This window comes from Rahnella sp. RcJ3, assembly GCF_009498575.1.
Classification (GTDB): domain Bacteria; phylum Pseudomonadota; class Gammaproteobacteria; order Enterobacterales; family Enterobacteriaceae; genus Rahnella; species Rahnella aceris.
Window position 1 is genome coordinate 30,477 of record NZ_QSNX01000004.1, and the last position, 17,819, is coordinate 48,295.

The 17,819-nt window shown below is 52.3% G+C and carries 16 protein-coding genes and 3 pseudogenes; 12 read left to right on the forward strand and 7 right to left on the reverse strand.

Annotated elements, in window-relative coordinates; translation table 11 throughout:
* Positions 1 to 56: 56 nt before the first annotated feature.
* Complete coding sequence (locus DXU84_RS06625; RefSeq protein WP_314522333.1) at positions 57 to 1,445, reverse strand: aldehyde dehydrogenase family protein; 1,389 nt, start codon at positions 1,443 to 1,445, stop codon at positions 57 to 59.
* Positions 1,446 to 1,542: 97 nt separating this feature from the next.
* Between DXU84_RS06625 and DXU84_RS06630 the strand changes: the two genes are divergently transcribed.
* The 5 genes from DXU84_RS06630 to DXU84_RS06650 all read left to right on the forward strand — a co-directional run bounded on the left by DXU84_RS06630 (position 1,543) and on the right by DXU84_RS06650 (position 5,082).
* Positions 1,543 to 2,427: a LysR family transcriptional regulator gene (locus DXU84_RS06630; RefSeq protein ID WP_013578018.1), complete on the forward strand. Its 885-nt coding sequence runs from the start codon at positions 1,543 to 1,545 to the stop codon at positions 2,425 to 2,427.
* Between the two features lie 545 nt (positions 2,428 to 2,972).
* The gene (locus DXU84_RS06635) at positions 2,973 to 3,380 is read left to right on the forward strand and encodes an H-NS family nucleoid-associated regulatory protein (protein ID WP_013578019.1); all 408 of its coding nucleotides are present in this window, start codon (positions 2,973 to 2,975) and stop codon (positions 3,378 to 3,380) included.
* A gap of 212 nt (positions 3,381 to 3,592) precedes the next feature.
* Positions 3,593 to 4,126: a cytochrome b gene (locus DXU84_RS06640; RefSeq protein ID WP_013578020.1), complete on the forward strand. Its 534-nt coding sequence runs from the start codon at positions 3,593 to 3,595 to the stop codon at positions 4,124 to 4,126.
* Positions 4,127 to 4,288: 162 nt separating this feature from the next.
* Complete coding sequence (locus DXU84_RS06645; RefSeq protein WP_153375156.1) at positions 4,289 to 4,753, forward strand: STM2901 family protein; 465 nt, start codon at positions 4,289 to 4,291, stop codon at positions 4,751 to 4,753.
* The gene (locus DXU84_RS06650) at positions 4,738 to 5,082 is read left to right on the forward strand and encodes a DUF1493 family protein (protein ID WP_037032727.1); all 345 of its coding nucleotides are present in this window, start codon (positions 4,738 to 4,740) and stop codon (positions 5,080 to 5,082) included. The genes DXU84_RS06645 and DXU84_RS06650 overlap by 16 nt, the downstream gene beginning before the upstream one ends.
* Before the next feature lie 22 nt (positions 5,083 to 5,104).
* On the opposite strand, the gene DXU84_RS06655 is transcribed toward DXU84_RS06650, so the two are convergent.
* Positions 5,105 to 5,587 (reverse strand): Hcp family type VI secretion system effector, encoded by a 483-nt coding sequence (locus DXU84_RS06655; RefSeq protein WP_153375158.1) that lies wholly within the window; start codon positions 5,585 to 5,587, stop codon positions 5,105 to 5,107.
* A gap of 181 nt (positions 5,588 to 5,768) precedes the next feature.
* Positions 5,769 to 6,692 carry a 2-dehydropantoate 2-reductase gene (panE, locus tag DXU84_RS06660; protein WP_153375160.1) on the reverse strand — a complete coding sequence of 308 codons (924 nt, stop codon included), beginning with the start codon at positions 6,690 to 6,692 and terminating at the stop codon, positions 5,769 to 5,771.
* A 156-nt stretch (positions 6,693 to 6,848) separates the two neighbouring features.
* On the opposite strand from panE, the pseudogene DXU84_RS06665 reads away from it, so the two are divergent.
* Positions 6,849 to 7,619: pseudogene (locus DXU84_RS06665) on the forward strand (Fic family protein); the annotation flags it as partial.
* 55 nt (positions 7,620 to 7,674) lie between these two features.
* Here DXU84_RS06665 and DXU84_RS06670 read toward each other — a convergent pair.
* The 4 genes from DXU84_RS06670 to rhaS (DXU84_RS06685) form a co-directional block, all read right to left on the reverse strand.
* Entirely contained in the window at positions 7,675 to 8,637 is a 963-nt protein-coding gene (locus tag DXU84_RS06670; RefSeq protein ID WP_099049221.1) for an ABC transporter permease, read from the reverse strand.
* A gap of 56 nt (positions 8,638 to 8,693) precedes the next feature.
* The gene (locus tag DXU84_RS06675; protein ID WP_013578027.1) at positions 8,694 to 9,707 is read right to left on the reverse strand and encodes an ABC transporter permease; all 1,014 of its coding nucleotides are present in this window, start codon (positions 9,705 to 9,707) and stop codon (positions 8,694 to 8,696) included.
* A complete protein-coding gene (locus DXU84_RS06680) occupies positions 9,704 to 11,218 on the reverse strand; it encodes a sugar ABC transporter ATP-binding protein (protein WP_134705309.1) in 1,515 nt (504 codons plus the stop codon). Before DXU84_RS06680 ends, DXU84_RS06675 begins: the two co-directional genes overlap by 4 nt.
* Before the next feature lie 68 nt (positions 11,219 to 11,286).
* On the reverse strand, positions 11,287 to 12,279 hold the full coding sequence (rhaS, locus tag DXU84_RS06685; RefSeq protein WP_013578029.1) for a rhamnose ABC transporter substrate-binding protein: 993 nt from the start codon (positions 12,277 to 12,279) through the stop codon (positions 11,287 to 11,289).
* A gap of 401 nt (positions 12,280 to 12,680) precedes the next feature.
* Here rhaS (DXU84_RS06685) and rhaS (DXU84_RS06690) point away from each other — a divergent pair, with 401 nt between their 5' ends.
* The 6 genes and pseudogenes from rhaS (DXU84_RS06690) to DXU84_RS25070 all read left to right on the forward strand — a co-directional run.
* On the forward strand, positions 12,681 to 13,505 hold the full coding sequence (gene rhaS, locus DXU84_RS06690) for an HTH-type transcriptional activator RhaS (protein ID WP_013578030.1): 825 nt from the start codon (positions 12,681 to 12,683) through the stop codon (positions 13,503 to 13,505).
* Between the two features lie 195 nt (positions 13,506 to 13,700).
* Complete coding sequence (gene aldA / locus DXU84_RS06695; protein WP_121019863.1) at positions 13,701 to 15,140, forward strand: aldehyde dehydrogenase; 1,440 nt, start codon at positions 13,701 to 13,703, stop codon at positions 15,138 to 15,140.
* Between the two features lie 71 nt (positions 15,141 to 15,211).
* On the forward strand, positions 15,212 to 15,793 hold the full coding sequence (locus DXU84_RS06700; protein WP_037032739.1) for an LUD domain-containing protein: 582 nt from the start codon (positions 15,212 to 15,214) through the stop codon (positions 15,791 to 15,793).
* 240 nt (positions 15,794 to 16,033) lie between these two features.
* Positions 16,034 to 17,011 (forward strand): hypothetical protein, encoded by a 978-nt coding sequence (locus DXU84_RS06705; protein WP_228388960.1) that lies wholly within the window; start codon positions 16,034 to 16,036, stop codon positions 17,009 to 17,011.
* A 201-nt stretch (positions 17,012 to 17,212) separates the two neighbouring features.
* Positions 17,213 to 17,485 (forward strand): annotated as a pseudogene (locus DXU84_RS06710) (contractile injection system protein, VgrG/Pvc8 family); the annotation flags it as partial.
* Positions 17,486 to 17,559: 74 nt separating this feature from the next.
* Positions 17,560 to 17,819 (forward strand): annotated as a pseudogene (locus tag DXU84_RS25070) (hypothetical protein); the annotation flags it as partial.

Consider the following 17,819-nt stretch of genomic DNA (forward strand, 5'->3'; position numbering starts at 1 on the left):
AATAATCACAGGATTATAAAATCCTGTGATTAGTTTAAACCTCCACCGGTTAACGGTTATTTACGGTTGCTCCACACGGTCTGCACGTTACAGAACTCGCGTAAACCGAAGTGTGAAAGCTCACGACCATAGCCGCTTTTTTTCACGCCACCGAACGCTACGCGCGGGTCTGACGCACTGTAGCCGTTAATAAATACGCCGCCGGTTTCCAGCTCGCCAGTCATCTGTTCTGCCCGTGCCAGGTCGGCGGTATAAATCGTCGCGCTCAGACCAAAATCACTGTCATTCGCCAGTTCGACCGCATGCTCAGCATCGCGTGCAACCGTAATCGCTGCGACCGGGCCAAATAACTCCTGACGGAATGCGGTCATTTGTGGCGTCACGTTGCTCAGAATAGTGGGGGCATAGAAGTTACCTTCGCCAGCAATTTTCTCACCACCGAGCAACAGCGTTGCGCCTTCTGACAGCGTTTCCTGAACCTGCCTGTCCAGCTCATCGCGCAGGTCGTAGCGTGCCATCGGGCCGATGTAGGTGTCGTCGTCCTGCGGGTCGCCGATGACCAGTGCCCGCGTGGCGGCCACAAATTTCTCGGTAAAGGCTTCCAGCACACCTTCTTCAACAATCATACGTTTCGCGGCGGCGCAAACCTGTCCGGTATTCTGATAGCGGCCCGCAACAGCCGCCTTCACCGCTTCATCGAGGTTGGCGTCATTGAGCACGATAAATGGATCAGAGCCGCCCAGCTCCAGCACACATTTCTTCAGTGATTTACCTGCCAGCTCCGCAATAGCACCACCGGCACGCACGCTGCCGGTTACCGTGACGGCAACAATACGCGGATCAGCAATCAACCCGGCAACATCTGCATTCCCGACGTTAATTACGCCAAAGGCCCCTGCCGGGAAACCGGCTTTCAGCGCAGCCTGTTTCACCAGACGGGTCGTGCCCATCACGTTAGGGGCAGGTTTAAGCAGGAACGTATTTCCCGCCAGTAACGCAGGTACCGCGCCGCGCAGGATCTGCCAGACCGGGAAATTCCACGGCATAACCGCCAGGATCATACCGGAAGGGCGGTAATGAATATGCGCTACGCCGTTATCGACCATGGTGGGTTCAGGTGCGAGCATCGCCGGGCCCTGCAGGGCATACCATTCGCACAGGCTTGCGGATTTCTCCACTTCAGCGCGCGCCTGTTTAATGGGTTTACCCATTTCGCGGCTGATCATGCGGGAGATGTCTTCACTGGCTTTGCGAAGTTCAGTCGCCAGATTATGCAGATGGGATGCGCGCTGAGTGATATCCGTTTTGCGCCACTGCTTATAGGCCGCGCTGCCTTGTGTGACTGCCATCTCAAGAGTCAGTGCGGTGTCGAAAGGATACTCTGCGATACGCTGACCGTTGAACGGGTTGAGCGAAATTGCGTGCGTGTCGGGCGTTGTCATTATGTGCTCCTCATTTATCCAGTCCGTTCAGCATAGAGACTTGCGAAGATGAATAAAAATGAATAAAAATAAGTAAACCGTTCACTTTTTGAGAAAGACTATGAATCTGTCACAGCTCGAGATGTTTCGCGCCGTTGCTGAAACCGGCAGTATCAGCGCCGCCGCCCAGCGGGTGCATCGTGTCCCGTCGAATCTGACAACACGCATTAAACAGCTTGAGGCGGAACTGGGCGTCGAATTATTCATCCGCGAGAATCAGCGTCTGCGCCTTTCGCCAGCAGGGCGAAACTTTCTCAGTTACAACAACCGTATTCTCGATTTAGTCGAAGAAGCGCGGGTGTCCGTGGCGGGCACAGAACCGCAGGGGATATTTGCGTTGGGCGCGCTGGAAAGCACTGCAGCGGTGCGGATCCCCACTTTACTGGCGCGTTATCACCAGCAATTCAGCAAGGTTGAACTGGCGCTGAGCACTGGCCCTTCAGGGGAATTGCTGGATAAATTGCTGGAAGGGGCGCTGGAAGCGACGTTTGTCGACGGCCCTGTGCTGCATCCGGTTCTGGATGGCGTGCCAGTGTATAAAGAAGAAATGGTGATTGTCGCCCCCTTACATCACGCGCCTGTGACTCGTGGGCAGGAGGTTAACGGGGAGATTCTGTATGCGTTCCGGTCGAACTGCTCTTATCGTCGCCATTTCGAAAGCTGGTTTGCGGATGATGGCGCTGCGCCGGGGAAAATCTACGAAATGGAGTCTTATCACGGCATGCTGGCTTGTGTGATAGCCGGCGGCGGGCTGGCGCTGATGCCGCGCAGTATGCTGGAAAGTATGCCGGGCAGCAGCACGGTGAGCATCTGGCCGCTGGCCGACAATTATCGTTTTTTGACAACGTGGCTGATATGGCGGCGCGGCGCATTAACCCGCAATCTGACAGAATTTGCGGCTCTGGCCTCTCAGTTAACGGTTAACCTTCCGCCACCTGCAAAATAATCTGCCAGTCCAGTGCGAGCTTCAGCGCCACACACGCGGCGCAAACAATAAAAATGGTCTTAAACATAGGGTAAATAAACATCATGTGTGACGTGAGTCACATTTTAAAGCGATGCTGCGTAAACCGCTTTAAATTTTTTGTGCAGAAGATGCTTTTCGTCGATTTCCGGCAGGAAAATTTTTAGCGAAATGAATAAGAGTAAGCGTGAGATCCGCATCAAAAGAAAAGAACTGGCCCGATTTGTACATAATAGCAACATATGTTATTCACGCACTGATACTCTTATAAAGAGAGGTAAATTTAGCTTAATAATGTTTTCCTGCTTATTTTGAAGTTCTGCAGGTGATTTGTGCGCTGAAAATTTATTAACCCAGAGTCAATAATTACTTATAAAACTAACGCATTAAAACGCAATAAACCAAAGAGGCTCACGCAGGAATTGTGTAATAGGTTGTAATATTATCCTGACGCAATTGATATCAATATTGGTTTGTGTAGAATCAGAGTCACTAATTTAATGGCACATATCTAAAGTGAGCACATCATGGACAACGCATTAAACGTTTTGAATAATATCCGTACACTTCGGGCTCAGGCTCGCGAAATGCCTTTGAGTACTCTGGAAGAAATTCTTGAGAAACTGACTGCCATTGTTGAAGAAACTCGCGAAAATGCCAAAGCGCGCAGTGCGCAGCAACAAGAGCGCGACGAAAAATTACTGAAATACCGCGAAATGTTGGCAAACGATGGCATCGCGATTGATGACCTGTTGGGCCACCAGAGCGCGAAAGAAACCACTAAAGCCAAACGTAAGCCACGTCCGGCCATTTATGAGTACACAGACACTGACGGTTCTAAAAAGACCTGGACGGGTCAGGGTCGCACGCCTTCTGCCATTAAAGCAGCGCTGGATGGCGGCGCGACACTTGAAAGCTTCCTGATCGCGCGCTGACCTCACGGCTGATGTGCTGCGCTTTTCTGCCCCGCTTTTTAGCCGGGCAGAAAAACGTACTTCACCGCCAGTTTTTATTCTGCTGTTCCCCCTTTTAAAAATTCTCGCGTTTCTGGGGATTTTTTCCTTTTCATTACTCTCCGTCATTGTTCTTAAGGTAAGCTTAAGTCTGCACAAGTAAGGTTAACGTCTCTTCGTTTACCGGAACTTCTATGCGTACCCGATATTCTTTCGTTCAAATTATGCTCCACTGGCTGGTGTTTGTGTTAGTCGTACTGACCTATGCCACGATGGATATAAAAGGGTGGTTTGCAAAAGGCACGCCAGCGAGGGAGTTATTAGCCCTTACGCATTACAGCCTGGGATTTTGCGTATTATTCCTGATGTGTATGCGTCTGTTTGTTCGCGCAATGTATGTCACGCCGCCGGTTAAACCCGCGTTGCCGCGCTGGCAGCATTATTTGTCAGGTTCGGCTCATGTACTTATATATCTGATGTTTTTAAGCTTGCCGGTGCTGGGCATCTTGTCACGTTATTATGGCGGCCATGACTGGACGATGTTTAACATCCTTATGCCTAAAAGTGTTTTTCCGGATCTCCCTTTACAGAAACAGTTTAAAACGCTGCATGAATGGCTCGCGAACGCCGGGTATTATCTTATCGGATTACATGCTCTGGCTGCCCTCTGGCATCACTATCGCCGGCGCGATAACACGCTAATCCGGATGTTACCTTCGCGAAAATAACCCGCGGGTGCGTGGGTCTGAGAAACCGTTGCCAGTTTCTGGTATCAACGGAGCGATTAACGTGACGGAAGGAACAATGATGATATCCAGTGCGAGGGGGCATATTGCCTGCTAATAAATGCGGCAGTATCCTAAAGCCCTTCTAATCAAAAGGATATTGAAATGGATACTATTGAAGAGCTAAACGGAACGTACTTTTATCACGGCCACGCCAATCTGAGTAATCAAGAGTTATTTGGTCTAATTTTTATTGAAAGCTTATCAAATCACCTCGGGTTAGATACTACGGCTACAGTTCTCATTATTACAGGGCAGCCTTACATTCCGGTTCCGGGCAAGATGGTAACTGCAATACCGGGAACAAGCGTGGCGTTAAAGCTATCGAGGGCCCTTTTAAAGCAAGCGAAACTGCCCTTTGGCCTTAAAGCGTGGACGCCGGTTGGTAAGTCGTTCAATACCTTGACTATGCGAAAAACCACAAAATGGGCTGCGCTGATAGATAGATATGTCCCCTTTGTTGGATATGCAATGGCGGTCATATTAATCCAGCAGGTGGCCGCCGAAACCAGATCAAAATATAATTTAATAGCCCGTCCAGAAGATCGTATTGCATGGACATACTTTTAATGGAAGAAAAAGTCTTATCAATGTTCCGCGAGGAAATACCTGGCTACTACGATTTCGATTTGAAAAGAGAGGTTCCGCTTGAGTTTGATACCGAGCTACAAGATTTTGCTCCAGGTGATGATTTCGTATATGCCCTCGAAGCTTATGAAAAAACCTTTAAAGTGGACCTGTCAGTCGTAAATTGGTCCTTCTACTTTCCCTGGGAAAACCTTCCGTTTTTCACTCGCTGGTTTAAGGTTAAGCGTAAGGACATAGAAAAGACCAGAAAGCCCTTAACTGTAAGAATGTTCGCAGAATCGGCTAAGGCGGGTAAATGGCTTTATGATTAAGGGGCTTTAGCCCCTTTTTTAATCATGCGGTTTGGCGATCATTCCACGAGTCAGCAAAGATAATGTTCCCATCATTATGCTTCCAGGTGATTTTCTCGTAACGCAACTCAACAGTTTCCATATGATTTTCATTCGGATTGCTGGCTGCGGCCATTGCTGGTGTAATCGAAACGATACGCACCTTTTGCAACAGCATGTTGAAATACTCCACTTCCTGACCAGCATCATTTATCCGATACCATTTGATTTCAGCTGAAGCAAGGCATTGACCCGTTGCCACTGCCTTGTAGATGTATGGGCTGGACAAATCGAACTCTTTAACCACAAGCAATGGTGAGTGCATCCGTGTACCCGTCACTTTGCCCGTAGCGTTATCAGTGGGAATCATTAAGTTGTGGTGAAAACCTCGAACCTCAATACTGTATTCCCGATCTTTAACATCCACACCGCCTTTAATCAGTGCTCCGCCGTCGTCTTTAAGCCATAAATATGCCGGGATTGCCATTTCCGAAAATTCCTTTTTAAAAGTGAGGCTTAAAATTATTCCTTTGTTCAGCCAGGCACAATTAGCGACTGTTGTAATAGACTGATTTTCAGATGTTTATTATTCATGGCGGGTTATCATTGGGATGAATGTTGAATGCGCCCGTTCAGCATTTTAATTTGCATAAACAGGCGCAAAAACTTTACTGTTTTACGCCGTTCTTCTGATAAACACACAAATGCGTATACGCCGCCTGTAACAGCGGAATAGTAATCCCCACACGCGTTGCGCGCTCAACCAGATCGCCAATAATCTGCTCAGCTTCGATGGGGTAACCCTGCATCATATCGCGGTACATGGAAGAGGTTTGCGGCGAGCTTTTATCGGTTACCGCTTCCCTGACTTTTGCCACGGCCGCCGCGCGTTCCGCGTAGCCAAAGGCTTTCATGGTGGTCAGCGCCTCGGTGACGATGGCATTCGCAAACTCCGTCCCGCCCGGCGCAGAAGCCACCTGACCGATATTGCCGCGCATGGAGCAGGTGATCGCGCCGAAGCTCGAGAGCAGCAGCCATTTCTCCCACAAATCCGTGATAATCGTTTCAGACAGCACGGCGTCGATATCGGCACGTTGAAATGCCTCGTCGACTTTCAGAATACGTTCGGTTTTTTCGCCGGAGAGTTCACCGTAAATAATCTGATGCATTGGCGTCATCTGGTGAATATGTCCGTCAGTATCCAGCGTCGCGTTGATTTTACATAAGCCGCCGATCAGGGCGTGTTCACCGAAACGCAGACTCAGCGTCTCCATATGTTTCATCCCGTTAAGTACCGGCATCACCATGGTGTTTTCACCGACAACCGGTGCGATATCTTTCATTGCCGCTTCCAGCCCGAAACTTTTTACAGTCAGTAAAATCAGATCATAAGGCCCGGTCAGCTGCGATGCCTGTAAGACATTGGGCTGGAAATGGAAATCACCGTGCGGACTGTGAATCGTCAGCCCGTTTTGCTCAACCACAAGCGCGCGCTTTTCACGTAAAAGAAACGTCACATCCTGCCCGGCCTGCGCCAGCCGCGCACCAAAATATCCGCCGGTCGCGCCAGCTCCCACCACTAAAATTCTCATGCGTTATCCTTTTTTATCAAGACATTCAGAAACCCTGTGTTTGTTTAAACTACGGGAGGAGGGCGGCAGGGATCAAGAGCCATGATGAATGAGGGATTTTTGAAGATTTTGCCGCGTGATACTATGCCCCATCACTATTTCAACAAGGAGCACTGAATGGCAGGTTATCAGCCTCCGTACAGTATCACACCGCAGATCCTCAACCGGGTTGTGGACGTCGGGGAATTGCTGGGGCGTTGGGCTGCGCATGCTGAACAGTCATCTGTGCTGCTGCGAAAAGAAAACCGTATCCGCACGATTCAGGCTTCACTCGCTATCGAACACAACAGCCTGTCGACACCGCAGGTGACCGCCATTATGGAAGGCAAACGCGTGCTGGCGCCGCAAAAAGATATTCAGGAAGTGCGTAACGCCATTCTGACGTACGAACAGTTACCGGCATTGAAAAGTCATCGTCTTGAGGATGTTCTGAAAGCTCACCAGACGCTGATGCTCGGACTGGTGGATGCGCCCGGCCACCTGCGCAGCGGCAATGTGGGTGTGTATCGTGACAATCGGCTGATTCATATGGCACCACCGGCCGGGCAACTCCCGCGTCTGATATCAGATTTGCTGAACTGGCTGAAGGAAACGGATATCCACCCGCTCATCGCCAGTTCGATTTTCCATTATGAGTTTGAATTTATTCACCCGTTTGCCGACGGTAACGGCAGGATGGGGCGCTTATGGCAGACGCTGATCCTCAGCCAGTGGCGTTCAGAGCTCGCCTGGCTGCCGGTAGAAACGCTGATCCATAATCAGCAGCAGGATTACTACCGCATTCTTGGCGAATGCGATCGTGCCAGTGACTGCACGGCATTTATCAGTTTTATGCTCGATAAACTGGCGGAAGCATTACGTGAAGGCATTGAAACGCAATCCTCACACTGAACGTCAATGACTCATTCGACACCCCCCGCCCGAAGACGGGGGAGTTACACCGCTATTTCCCCCGCGCCAGAACCTTGCGGTACAGCACCGGCAGTGAAATCACCACGATCAACATCGCACCGACAATCACCGACATCACGATGCCCGGCACATTCAGCAGACTGAGGCCGAAAGTCAGCAGCCCCATCAGAAACGCGGCAATAATTACGCCGGTCATGCTGCCGGAACCACCGAGCACGCTGACACCGCCGAGCACGGCCATGGTAATCACGCTCAGTTCCCAGCCGAGAGCCAGTGTTGGCCGCGTACTGCCGAGGCGTGACGTCAGCAAAACGGCCGCCAGTCCGGACATCACGCCGACCAGCACGAACAGCGTCAGATTATGGCGTTTCACGTTAATCCCGGAGTACCACGCGGCGACCGGATTGTTGCCGATGGCATAGGTGCGGCGTCCAAAGTTAGTTTTGTGCAGCAGGAAATAAAACACCGCGCCCAGCACCAGGAACAGCGCGAATTCAAACGACAAGGGCCCCCAGACATAGCCCTGACCAAACCACGCGAAACTGGCGGGATATTTATTCAGCGACTGATCGCCCAGTAGCACGTAGGTGATGCCACGGAACAAGCTCATGGTGCCGATGGTAATCACGATAGACGACAGATTCAGCCGGGTGACCAGCAGGCCGTTAATCAGCCCGCACAACAGGCCGACGCTCAATCCGACACCCACCAGCGCCGGTGTTGGCAAACCGGCCTGCGCGCAGAATCCCATAATGGTGGAACTCAGCGCCATGGTTGAAGCGACCGACAAATCGATTTCCCGGGCGATAATCAGCATCGCCATCGGCAGCACAATGATGGCTTTTTCGGTGAAGTTAAACGTTGCGTCCGACAGGTTCCATATATTGAGGAAATACGGCGAGGCGAACGCATTCACCACAAATACCAGCAGCGTCACCAGCAGTAAAAATCCTTCCCAGCACATCAGGCGGCGGAAAAACGGCGTGACAGCCATGGTGGTGTTTTCTCCGGCAGCGGAATGCGGCGTGTTGCGCGACGTTAAGGTCTTGTTCATGATCTTACCCCGGTTTCAGTTCGCACAGGCTGGACGGCGGGAGAGTGGCGCAGAATCAGCCGTCCTTTACGTTTGTTGGCACGTTCGTTGAGGATGACGGCAATGACAATCACGCCGCCAGAAATCGCCATCTGCCAGAACGGCGACACTTCAATCACCGGCAGGGCATTGTTGATGACGCCGAGGAACAGCGCGCCCAGCAGGCAACCGACCACCGAGCCGATGCCGCCCATGGTGCTGATCCCGCCAATGACGCAGGCTGCAACAATTTGTAATTCAAAGCCGTTGGCGACGTCCACGTAAGCCACGGCGAAGCGTGAGATCCACAGATAGCCGCAGAAACCCGCCAGCGCGCCGGAAAGGCAGAAGCTGACGAACTGCATTTTGCCTGCGTTGATGCCGGTGTAATACGCCGCCGTGGCGTTGCCGCCAGCCGTGTAAAGTGCCCGTCCGGTCCGGCTGTAACGCAGGAAATACGCCACCAGAATCAGCGCGGCAATCGCACACCAGCCAAGCAGCGGCAGACCAATAAAGGTGGCGCGTGGCAGACTGAGGAATTCCGGGCTCATCTGATGGGCATTGATCCAGCCGCCGTTGGAAAGCAGGAAGATAATGCCGCGATAAATGCTCATGGTGCCGAGCGTCACCACAATCGGCGGAATACCGACTTTCCATACCAGGAGGCCATTAATTGCGCCCATCACCAGCCCGAGTACGGTTGCCAGTAATACCAGTGACCACACCGGAATATCCGGATGATGGAAGTTAATCAGCGCGACGATCATGCCGGTCAGCGCCAGATTGGCGGCCATCGACAAATCGATACCTTTGGTCAGCAAAACCATCATCTGCCCGAGCGCCAGGATGATCAGAATCGAGGTATCGTTAAACATCTCCAGCAGGTTTCCGGCACCGATAAACTCCGGCGAGCGCACGCCGACGCCCAGCACCATCAGCACTATCACCACCGCCAGCAGCAGCTCGCGGTATTTCAGCAGGTTTCTGATCATGCTGCCTCCTCGCCCGCGCCGCTGGCGGCACTGACAATCATTTCTGCGCTGGCTTCACCGGCGTTGAATTCGGCGACCATCAGTCCTTCGTGCATCACGATGATGCGATCGGCCATGCCCATGACTTCCGGTAATTCGGAAGACACCATAATCACTGCCAGCCCGCGCCCGACCAGTTCAGACATAAACTGATGCACTGCCGCTTTCGAGCCGATATCAATGCCTTTGGTCGGTTCATCGAGAATGATGATGTCCGGTTTGGTCGCCAGCCATTTGGCGATCACCACTTTCTGCTGATTTCCGCCCGACAGCGTGCCGACGGCCTGTTTCCAGCTTGACGCTTTCACCTGCAACCGTCTGGCGTAATCATCGGCCAGCGCCCACTCTTTTTTGTCGTTGAGCACGCCGCGCGGATTAAGCTGGCTGAGCTGCGGCAGGCTGATGTTCTGGCTGATGGGCAAATCAATAATCGCGCCTTGTTTCTGGCGCTCTTCCGGCACATACACAATCCCCGCGCGGATGGCCTGAGAAGGGCGGGAAAAATGGTGTTCTTTGCCGTTGATCAGAATTTTGCCGCCGTTCGGTTGCGTGACGCCAAATAACGCCTGCATCAGTTCGGTTCTTCCCGCACCGACCAGCCCGTAAAAACCGAGGATTTCGCCTTTGCGCAGTGAGAAGTTAATGCCTGCGAATTCGGTCGGATGGCTGAGGTTTTGCACTTCCAGTACCGTGTCGCCCGGTTTGCAGTTCACTTTCGGGTAAGCCTGACTGACTTCACGTCCTACCATCATGGTCACCATCTGCTGTTCGCTGATGTCGCTGATTTTGCCGGATCCGACATAGCTGCCGTCGCGCAAAACGGTGTAGTAATCGGAAATGGAGAAGATCTCGTCGAATTTGTGCGAGATAAACAGAATCGCTTTACCCTCCTGTTTCAGGCGTTCGACAATCTGATAAAACTCAACGATTTCATGCTGAGACAGGGCGGCGGTGGGTTCGTCGAGAATGACCACCTGCGCATCAAACGACAGCGCACGGGCGATGGCCACCATATGGCGCTGCGCAATGCTTAACTCTTTCAGAATGGCATGCGGATCAATGTTTACTTCCAGACGCGTCAGAATATCGCGTGCCTGCTGATGCATCGCCGGCCAGTTCAGACGTTTAAAAATGCCGCGGTAAAGATAGTGACCGACGAAGATATTCTCGGTCACGGAAAGCTCGTCAAACAGCACGGTTTCCTGATGAATGGCGGTGATGCCGATTTTGTGTGCGGATTCCGGATTCGGCAGTTTTATCGGAATGGCTTTATAGTGCAACTCGCCTTCTTCCGGCTGATAAATGCCGGTCATGACTTTCACCAGCGTCGATTTCCCCGCGCCGTTTTCGCCAATCAGGGCGGTTACTTTTCCCGGATACAAATCCACATGAACGTTATTTAACGCCCTGACACCCGGAAAGACTTTGCTGATGCCCTTCAATGACAACAACGGTGTCGCTGAATCACTCATGGAGTTTCCCCTGTCTGGCTAAGTACAACAAAACGGCTGAACGGTAACCCGGTCAGCCGCATTCAGGATCAGAAGATTTTAGAGAATTTATCGATGTTGCTGGCGTCGTAGACAAACGGTTCAGCCATGGCGCCGCTGCCGTCTGCATCGAGTTTCACTTTGCCTAAACGGCCCATGCTGGCTTCGGTTTTAGTGGCGGTGCCTTTCACTAAATCATCAGCCAGATAAGTGGCGGCGTAACCCAGATCAATCGGGTTCCAGATGGCAAAACTTTTGGTGGCGCCCGATTTTACTGCGCCCGCCATTTCAGACGGCAGACCCAGTCCCGTTACGTAAACCTTGCCGATTTTGCCCTGATCTTTCACTGCCTGTGCGGCCGCCACGATACCCACGGAAGAAGGGGAAATAATCACTTTCAGGTCCGGATAGGATTTCAGCAGGCCAATGGTTTCGCGGTAGCTTTTATCTGACAGATCATCGCCATAAGCGACCGTTACCAGATTCACCGAAGGGTATTTCGGCAGCACTTTTTTCATTTCCGCAATCCACAGATTCTGGTTGGTGGAGGTTGGCGTGGCGCTCAGGATGGCTACATCGCCTTTTTCTACGTTCAGGGCTTTCAGCGCATCGGCGGCCAGTTTGACGTTGGTTTCGCCAATCAGCGCGTTGTTAGACGGATTAAGGTGGATCTGGCGGCCCTCTTTGGCGACACCGGAATCCCACGACACGACTTTAATGCCGCGTTGCATGGCTTTTTTCAGCACCGGCACCAGCGCATCCGGGTCATTGGCGGAGACAGCAATGGCATCGACGCCCTGGGCGATCAGGCCATTGAGCACTTCTATTTGCGCCTCGGCGGTGGTGGTGGTCGGGCCGGTATAAATCACTTTCACATCGCCCAGTTCTTTAGCTGCCTGCTGTGCGCCAACGTTTGCTGCTTCAAAAAAACCATTACCCAGCGATTTTGCTACCAGGGCGATTTTCACTTCTGCCGATGCCGCGCCTGCCAGCAGGATGCTGCTCGCCATCAGGGTAAGGCTCAGTACGTGTTTTAATTTCATTTTTTGTACTCCGCATAAGTCCGCATAAAGTTTAACGACCAAAAAGTTGCCGACGCGCCAGGCGCATGATCACGACTCTAGGAGGTTGCTGACAGCCTCACCTTTCCGCGAGTGCCAGTTCAGTGCGAACTATGGCAAAGACGCAAAGGTTTGAGCGAACAACCTCACAATTTGATAACAATCTTATTTCAGGCAGGCTAAACGGTCAGAAAAACACACATTACCGGTTTCAGAAGACCGCACTGAAATAAGGCATAAAGCTACGCAGTACGCCGGATTGCACCGGATTTCATCAGGCGGGAAATGTTTTGTTCAAAAGCGGCTGGCGGATCACAGTTTCAGCCCGATGGCTGCCCCGGCGGCGACTAAGATATTACGATAGTGTTAATAAGGAGTCGGAAATGACCGTGTTACGCAGTAGTGAGTATTTCCCCTCAGGAGATTTCCCGGTCGCCATTGAACCCCGTTATCCGCAGGAAACTTTTCCTGAACATCATCATCAGGATTTCAATGAAATTGTCCTGGTCGAGCAAGGTACCGGCACGCACGTTTTTAATGACCAGCCGCTGATCCTCAGCGCGGGGAGCGTCTGTTTTGTGCGTCACAGCGACCATCATCTTTATGAAGATACCGAAAACCTGCATCTGACCAACGTGCTGTATCGCAGCCCGAACGCGTTTCGTTTCCTTAATGGCGTCGGTGATTTATTGCCGCAGGAAGTGGACGGGGTGTATCCGGCGCACTGGCGCATCAGCCCGACTCAGATTGTGCAGGCCAAAACGCTGATTAATTTGCTGGCGCGACAACCCGCCACGCAATCGCCGGAATCTCAGGCTCAGCAGGAATTATATTTTATGCAGCTCTTATTATTGCTGCGCAAAGGCAGCCGTGATGTCGGATATCGCGGGCAGGGCGGTGACCTGAACAATGTGCTGGACTGGATGAATGAGCATTATGATGAGGAAATCGACTGGCCGGCACTGGCCGCGCAGTTCTCAATGTCGCTGCGTACCTTGCATCGTCAGATGAAACAACAAACCGGCTGCACACCGCTCAATTACCTCAACCGCCTGCGTCTGCTCAATGCGCGCAACATGCTGCGTTTCAGCGACAGCCCGATCACCGAGATTGCCCACAACTGTGGTTTCTGCGACAGCAATTACTTCTCCACATTGTTTAAACGTGAATTTGGCTATGCACCCAGAAGTGTTCGTCAGTATCAGTAAGCGGAACCCTGTATTTTGCAAAATTGTTATGTCGGGCCGTCCGACCATGACATTTTTGCCATTTCTTAAAATTAAGTGGCAATCACGGAAAGGTAAAAACCAGACGGATAGAACAGGCTGTTAAAACTTCACAAAAAAGAACTTTTTTATTAACAACTCGTTCATCAACTCTATCCGTATTTTGGAGACCCTTACATGAGCACAGTTCAGAAACGTATGTACATCAACGGCGAGTTCGTTGAAAACACCGGCGGTAAGTGGATCGACGTTGTGAACCCGGCGACAGAACAGGTGATTTCGCAGATCCCTGAAGGCTCAGCAGAAGACGCCAGAAAAGCCATTGATGCAGCAGAAGCGGCGCAGCCGGGCTGGGAAGCGTTACCTGCGGTAGAGCGCGGCGTGTGGCTGCATAAAATCGCCGACGGTATTCGTGAGCGCGAAGCCGAACTGACGGAAACCATTATTGCGGAAGGCGGCAAAACCTACGGCCTGGCGCAAACCGAAGTACTGTTCACCGCCGACTACCTTGATTACATGGCGGAATGGGCACGCCGTTACGAAGGCGAAATCATTCAGAGTGACCGGCCAAATGAAAACATCTTTGTGTTCCGCAAAGCCATCGGCGTGACCACCGGTATTCTGCCGTGGAACTTCCCGTTCTTCCTGATCGCCCGTAAAGCCGCCCCGGCGCTGATCACCGGCAATACCATCGTCATCAAACCGAGTGAAATCACGCCAAACAACGCGGTGATTTTCGCGGAAATTATTCACAAAATTGGCCTGCCAAAAGGTGTGCTGAATATTGTCACCGGCTATGGCCCGACCGTCGGGCAGGAACTGGCGGCGAATCCTAAAGTCGGCATGGTCAGTCTGACCGGGAGCGTGGCTGCAGGTATCGCCACCATGACTGCGGCGGCACAGAACGTCACTAAAGTCTCACTGGAACTGGGCGGTAAAGCACCAGCCATCGTGATGAATGACGCCGATTTGGATCTGGCGGTGAAAGCCATCGTGAGCTCGCGCGTCATCAATACCGGGCAGGTGTGTAACTGCGCGGAGCGTGTTTACGTGCAGGAAGGCGTATACGACGAATTCATTTCGCGCATCAGCGAAGCGATGAGAAAAGTGACGTTCGGCAATACCGCCGAGCAAAAAGAGCTGGATATGGGGCCGCTGATCAGCGCGGCGGCATTGCAGCGTGTGGAAGATAAAGTGGCGAAAGCCGTGTCACAGGGCGCAAAAGTGCTGCTGGGCGGCAAACGTCATGGCGACAAAGGTTTCTTCTATCAGCCGACGGTGCTGGTGGATGTGAAGCAGGACATGCCGATCATGCATGAAGAAGTGTTTGGTCCGGTGCTGCCGGTCGCCACGTTCAAAACGCTGGATGAGGCGATTGCCATGGCAAACGACAGCGAATATGGCCTGACGTCATCGATTTACACCAGCAATATAAATACGGCGATGAAAGCGCTGAAACAACTGAAATTCGGCGAGACCTACATCAACCGTGAAAACTTCGAAGCCATGCAGGGCTTCCATGCGGGCTGGCGTAAGTCGGGCGTCGGTGGTGCCGACGGTAAACATGGCTTGCAGGAATATCTGCAAACGCATGTCGCGTACCTGCAGTTCCATTAATTAACACACTGTGACCGGAGCAGGGGAACCTGACTCCGGTTTTGCTGACTTTCACCTGACAAGGAAACCCCATGAGCCGCAACGATTTCCTGACCGGCATTCGTCAGCATAAATTCATGCAAACGCTGTTCCCGCCACCGGCTGAAAAATCCCATCCGCAGCAAGAATTTGGCCGTGCGCTGACCCTGATGGGCGGTATCTGGGATGACCGGTTCCTGCGGGCACCGCAAAATGGCTACACCACGCTGAATGCCTATCTGCGCGGGTTATATCCGGCAGACTCGCTGTTTTGCTCCGCCACGCCGGAGATTATCGCAGAGAGGAGTCTCGACGCCCGTACTCAGGCGGCATCGCTGAAAGATGTTGATGTCGGCGTGGTCCGTGCCTGTTTTGGTGTCGCAGAAACCGGCGCCGTCTTTCTCAGTGATCCGCAACTTTGTGTGAACACCCTCAGCGCGATGGCTAAAAACCTGGTCGTGCTGCTCGACGTTAACCACATCATCGAACATCTGCATCTCGCCCACCGTCAGCCGCAACCTTTCAATGCCCGCTACACCATTATGATCACCGGCCCGGCGGCGATGGCCGACAGCGAAAGTGCGCTGATGCTGGGTGCCAAAGGCGTCCAAAGCCTGCGGGTGATCGCGCTTTAAGTCCGAAAACCCACGGATCCTGCTGTACTCATCCCGCTTAAAATAACTCCTGTAAATAAAATAAATCCTATCTGATACAATCAGTAAACGGGTGCACAACGGGCGTGCCCTGACTTTTTACGGCAAGTGAGTGCGGCAACCATGAGCGTGATACAGAGCCTTATCAAACAAGCATTTGGAACCGGTAACAGCAACGAAGCAGCCACTTTCCTGGCCAGTGCGTGCAACCGGATGAAAGCCATGGATAAAACAACCATCGCCCGCGAAGTGGAAAGCGCGCTCAGAGGCATCAGTTTCAGCCGCGCCGAGACAGATAAGGCAAAAGTAAAAACTGTTTATAAAGACACCGCCGTCACGCTCGAAAAGCTCGCCTCACTGGAAAAACAGGTGTACAGCCTGAAGAATGAACTGGCCGTTGCGCGTAACCAAACAGGCAAAGGCAATACAGAAGACGCTGAGCGGATGAAAGGGGAGTTGTTGCGTCTTAACACCCGCATCAGCGAACTGCTTCGACAATCTGACATACAGAAAAAGCAGCACGCCGATGAACTGGCATTGTTGCGTTCGCGCCAGCGTGCAGACGGCCATTCAAACTCCGCAGAACTCGATGCCGCCAACAGCCTGATTGCGTATACCGGCAGTCAGATGACCGCGATGGCGGCGGCGCGTGATGCGCTGCAACAGCGTTTAACCCGGCTGGAAACCGAGTCGGAACGCCGGGTGCGTGAGGAAGAAGATAAACGCCATGCCGCCAACCGCCGTGCTGACGGGAATTACGCCCTGCTCGGACAGCAGAAAGAACTGACGGCTGAGGCGAACCGTAAAATCACGCAGCTTCGTGCCAGCCTGAAACTCGAAGAGTATGAAGGGCAGAACGCGAAGACCGAAAAGGCAAAACTGAAGAAGCAGATGGCCGAGCTGGAAGATGAAAACAGCCGCCTGGCCGAACGCTTGTGTGATAACGAAGAAGACTGCGAACGGCTCAGTAATGCGCTGGAAAGAACAAATCAGGAATTTGCTGCCTACAAAAAGCAAAAAGAACGCCTGACCCGCTGGATCCACATACCCGGCGCTATGATGGGGATTTCCGTCGTCGCGCTGGTATTGTACTCAGATGCCCAACCCGGACATCTGTTTGACAGTCTCGCCCCCGCTGTATTTCTGGGCAGCGTCGTCTATGCCCTTTCCCTGATGATTGCGTTTACCCGCAGGGCGTAACCGGGGGGCGGGTCTAAAGAGCCTCTGTTGTGGTCAGATAACAGAAGGGCTTCACTAGCTTTTGTCTGGTACCTCTTATTATTAACACTTCCCGAATTCCCAATTCTGAGTAAACTCTATTCCCACAATTTCACCATGTGAATACAGTTTCCTCACACCCCGAAAAGCAGGATGCTTTTCACATGTCAGCCAGGGACCGGAATGAACACACTTTCCCGCTATTCTCTCGATATCTGGAACAGCCCGTACCATCTGGACGTGCTGAGCTTTCGCGGCGAGGAACATCTCAGCGAGACTTTTTCCTACACCGTTGACGTCACCTGCCCCGAACCGGATATCGGTGCCGCGCAGATGCTGCGCCAGTTCACCTGCTTTACCCTGGGCACGCCTTTCCAGCCTGAACGCGTCGTGTACGGCGTTATCCGTGACTTTCAGCGCCTGTCCACCTCCGCCGACGAAACCCTGTACCGGATCCGGACTGGGAACGCTACACCTCACTTGATGCGGCAACGGACAGCCTTTTAACGAAATAACAGGGACAATCACCAATGGATGACAATTTCGAAAAGGCGCTGGCATTTTTCACCCCGCCACCTGACAGCTGGGTCTGCAGCGGACAAAGAAAAATTGAGGCCGCAGGCCAATGGATTTGGGAAACCCTGCAGGGAGATTTCAATACCGGACAAACTACCGGACAGGTCGTCACAGGGACGGTGATTTCCATGATCCCTTTTGTGGATCAGCTCTGCGATATCCGCGATCTGGTGGCTAACTGCAAAAAAATTAATGAAGACGACAGCGACACCTG